General features: G+C 28.4%; 3 protein-coding genes. All 3 read right to left on the reverse strand.

Annotated elements, in window-relative coordinates:
- Window positions 1-76: 76 nt before the first annotated feature.
- From CLHOM_RS11065 to CLHOM_RS11075, 3 genes are read right to left on the reverse strand one after another with little or no spacing between them, the layout of a single operon-like run.
- Complete coding sequence (locus tag CLHOM_RS11065) at window positions 77-451, reverse strand: DUF6262 family protein (RefSeq protein WP_052221763.1); 375 nt, start codon at window positions 449-451, stop codon at window positions 77-79.
- 2 nt (window positions 452-453) lie between these two features.
- The gene (locus CLHOM_RS11070) at window positions 454-2,445 is read right to left on the reverse strand and encodes a tyrosine-type recombinase/integrase (protein ID WP_052221764.1); all 1,992 of its coding nucleotides are present in this window, start codon (window positions 2,443-2,445) and stop codon (window positions 454-456) included.
- Window positions 2,446-3,573: a tyrosine-type recombinase/integrase gene (locus CLHOM_RS11075; RefSeq protein ID WP_052221765.1), complete on the reverse strand. Its 1,128-nt coding sequence runs from the start codon at window positions 3,571-3,573 to the stop codon at window positions 2,446-2,448.
- Window positions 3,574-3,724 lie beyond the last annotated feature (151 nt).

A 3,724-nucleotide genomic window follows, 5' to 3' on the forward strand; every position in this document is an offset into this window, starting at 1 on the left:
ATATCTAGTGATAAGAGCCTCTAAACCCTTACACTAACGCATTTTTACTTTAAATACATATCTTTATAGAGGATGGCTATACATTGGAGTATAGCTTACCTCTTAATATAGCTAATTGTTCTTTTAATTTCTTATTTTCATTTTCTAATTCTCTAATTTTCTTATCTTTAGCCATTATAATAATATCCTTAGACTTACTTGTTTTATCTATTTTAGCTCTTTGATTAATTTCCTTCCTTACTTCTTGTTTTCTTAATAGTTCTATTCTTTCTTTGACTTCATCATTGCTATATAGAAAGGCTTTTGACACACCACTTACGGTAGCTACACTATTAAAATTAATTCTCTCACCTTTCAGTGATAATTCCCTAATTGCTTTATCTGTCTTCTCTAAAGCAATTTTGGTTTTCTCTTGAGCATGTAACTTTAAAGCTTCTGTATTTCGTTCCATAATCAATTGTCCTCCCTGGATAAACTATTCTTATGAACAATCTTCTGATGCTTAACCTTTTCTAATGTCTCTTCTAGCAGATTCAAATATATTTTATTCTTTTCAGCCCAAAGTTCTCTACCACATCTTTCGCTTATATCTATTTGCTTTCTTACATGGTCAATTTCTTTTTCATACTCTGGTATATTTTCAAATGTAGTACAAAAACTTGCACAAGTTAGGCAATGATTCATTTGTTGCTTACAAGGTAATTTAGAAGGTTTAAAACATACACCGAAAGGCACTCTTACAGCATCTAAATTCTTTTTAACATACTCATACCTTATAATATTTTCACCATCATCAGAGTTTAAGTCCACTTGTTCAAGCTTGCTAGTTTCAGAATTAACTCTAAACAAGTCTAAATCCTCAGTACTTTTCCATTTCTCGTAGAGAGTATTTTCTGTAACTGTTGCATAATGAACTGTCATTTGGAGGCTCTGATGCCCTAATATTTGTTGTATAATACTGATTCCCATACCTTGCTCTACATACTCCTTTGCTCTTGTATGTCTTAATGAATGAAGTCTAAAATGATACAATTCCTCATTAATATCTCTAATATCTTTTTGTTCAATAAGCCTTTTTATAGTGTTTAATAAAGATTCCTTATTCAATGGCTTTCCTTTTAATTTACCTTCATAAGTATTAAATAAATATTTCTTAGGGTTATTTTCCTCTGTACTTAATTCTTTAGCCTTATCTATAGCCTTTTGTATCATTTCAGCAACTTTATCTCTAATAGGTATTTTAAGTTGCGCTATCCCTGTTTTAGTTATTTCACCACAAAGATAATAGTTATATTTCTGTTCTTTATTGTTCCAAATCTGCTCTAAACAATTATCATATCTAAGATTTAATATATCAGTACCACGCCATCCCGATTCTCTTAGAAGAATATAGGTAGGTATATACTGTGGTCTATCCAAATCCATGATATTATTATCTAATTGCTTTAAAATAGGTTCTGGAATAAACTTAGCTTTTTTAACTTCATCTTTATTCAATTCTCTTTTAGGAATGTCATCTTGAAATATCAAGGATGATGCTTCTTTTTTAGGTGCTTTATCATATTGAGACATTTGAATATATTCTAAAAATGTTCTTATAAAACTTACATATTTAGAGTTTTCTGTTTTATTTTTGTCTCTTCGTTCATTCCCAATGTAATATAAATACTTCTCTACATCATTTCTATTAAGTTTTTCAAGAAATCCATCATTATAGCCATTTGAATAGAAATAGTTAAAGAAATAATTTAGATATTTTGCTGTATGATAACAAGTCATCCAACTTTTTTTAGTAATAATAGTCCTAAAATATTTTTTAACCATCTCTCTATAATAAATAGGTATATTACTAAAATTAATTGCATTATAATTAGCATGACTTGCTCCACTTGCAGGAATCTTAACACCTTTAATATTCTTTGAATACCATATATCTTTATGGGTTTCTTCCCTATCATCATAAAAATCATTGATAAAATCACTTACAGTATTACATATACAACGATATGTTGTATTATAAATTTCATTATTTTTGTTTAATTTAAATCCTTTGTCAATTAAGAATAATGTCCACTTGTTTTTATCAATATTAATATCTTTAAAACTCTGTCTGTTTAATCTATGGAATTCAACATATTCAACTAAATATCTGATGGCTTGTTGATGTTCATTTAAAACTTTACTTAATGTAAGATACTTGTTTTTTAATGAATATACTAAATAATATTTAATCTCATTTTTTAGAATTTTATTTCTTACAAAATCAATTTTTATATTCTTGGAACTAACCTTATACTCAGCAACTATTTTATTACTTTTAAACACTTCATCATTAATACTCCATTTATCATTCTCTAACCAATATGCATTATCTTGTTTTAAATACTCAATAATTTCATCATATTTACTTTGTTGATTACTTTTTACCAGTTGTAAATTATCCACTTACTCTTCCCCCTCGTTGTAAATATCCAAGTCTAAATTAGGTTGAGTTTTTTCAAACTCTTTTGTTATATCTTCATCTGAGGGGTGAATATAAGTATTCATAGTAGTATAGATATTTTTATGACCAGCTCTTACTCTAAGTAATTCTGGTTGCCATCCTGCTAATCGTAGTGTAGTCAATGATGTATGCCTAAACATATGTGGTGTTACATGGATATTTGTTTTCTTTTCTAATGTTCTAAATAAATTATCTACATCCACATAATTCATTGGCTTATATTTATTTTCACCTAAAAGCTTTATAAATACATGATTAGTTAATACTTCTTCGTTATGAAAATCTGCAAGGTACTCCATAAACATATCTGCAATATTTTGAGATATATCTATTCTTCTCGGACTTGAAACTGTTTTAATCTCAGCATTATTTTCTAATTGTCCTCTGTCTTTTAGGTCAATAAGTAAATCGCTGACATCAAAATCTTCTATCCATAATGACAAGGCTTCGCCTATTCTAATCCCTGTTTCCCATAGTAACATAAGCAGGAATTTATCTCTGTAATTAGTACAATTATTGACTAAGATATTGATTTCATCTTTACTGAGAGTTTTAGTCTTACTCTTAGGAACTTTTAGCTTCAATATATTGCTAGTAGTTTTCTTCTTCTCATAAGCTATTCCATATAAGAACCCTTTGAAGTTCCTGCTTGGAACTGTTACAAATTTCTTAAGCCTCTCAGAGACATTGTTACTGTATTCTTCATGTCTTAAAATATAATCATAGAACTGCAATACTGTATTCACTATGATGTTTATTGTTCTAGGGCTTCTAGCACTTTCTTTTGGCTTAATAGGTGTTACATTAAGGCTTTGATAAGGATTCTGCAACCAGTTAACAAATAACGATAGATCATCAATGCTCACGCATTGAAAGTCTAATTCTCTCTGCTCCAAATACTCAAAGTATAATTTTAGATGTTGGCAATAAGCTTTTAAGGTATTTCTAGCAAAATTAGTGTTATCTTTGAACCTTATGAACTTCAATATTACTTCTATTGGTTCTCCTTGATTGTTCTCTACATAGTATCTCTCTTTTCCATCTTCTCTTAGTACTTTCACTACTTCCATATACAATCATCTCCTGTATATAGAGTGTGTTAATACTATTTAAACTATACATAATCTCACTAACTTAACTTTCTTTATAGATTACTAGATATAGAAAAATGCTATTAAAATTACTATAAAGACTATCTAATTTAAATCACTAGATTACTTT

The sequence above is a fragment of the Clostridium homopropionicum DSM 5847 genome (genome assembly GCF_001263795.1).
GTDB lineage: Bacteria > Bacillota > Clostridia > Clostridiales > Clostridiaceae > Clostridium_H > Clostridium_H homopropionicum.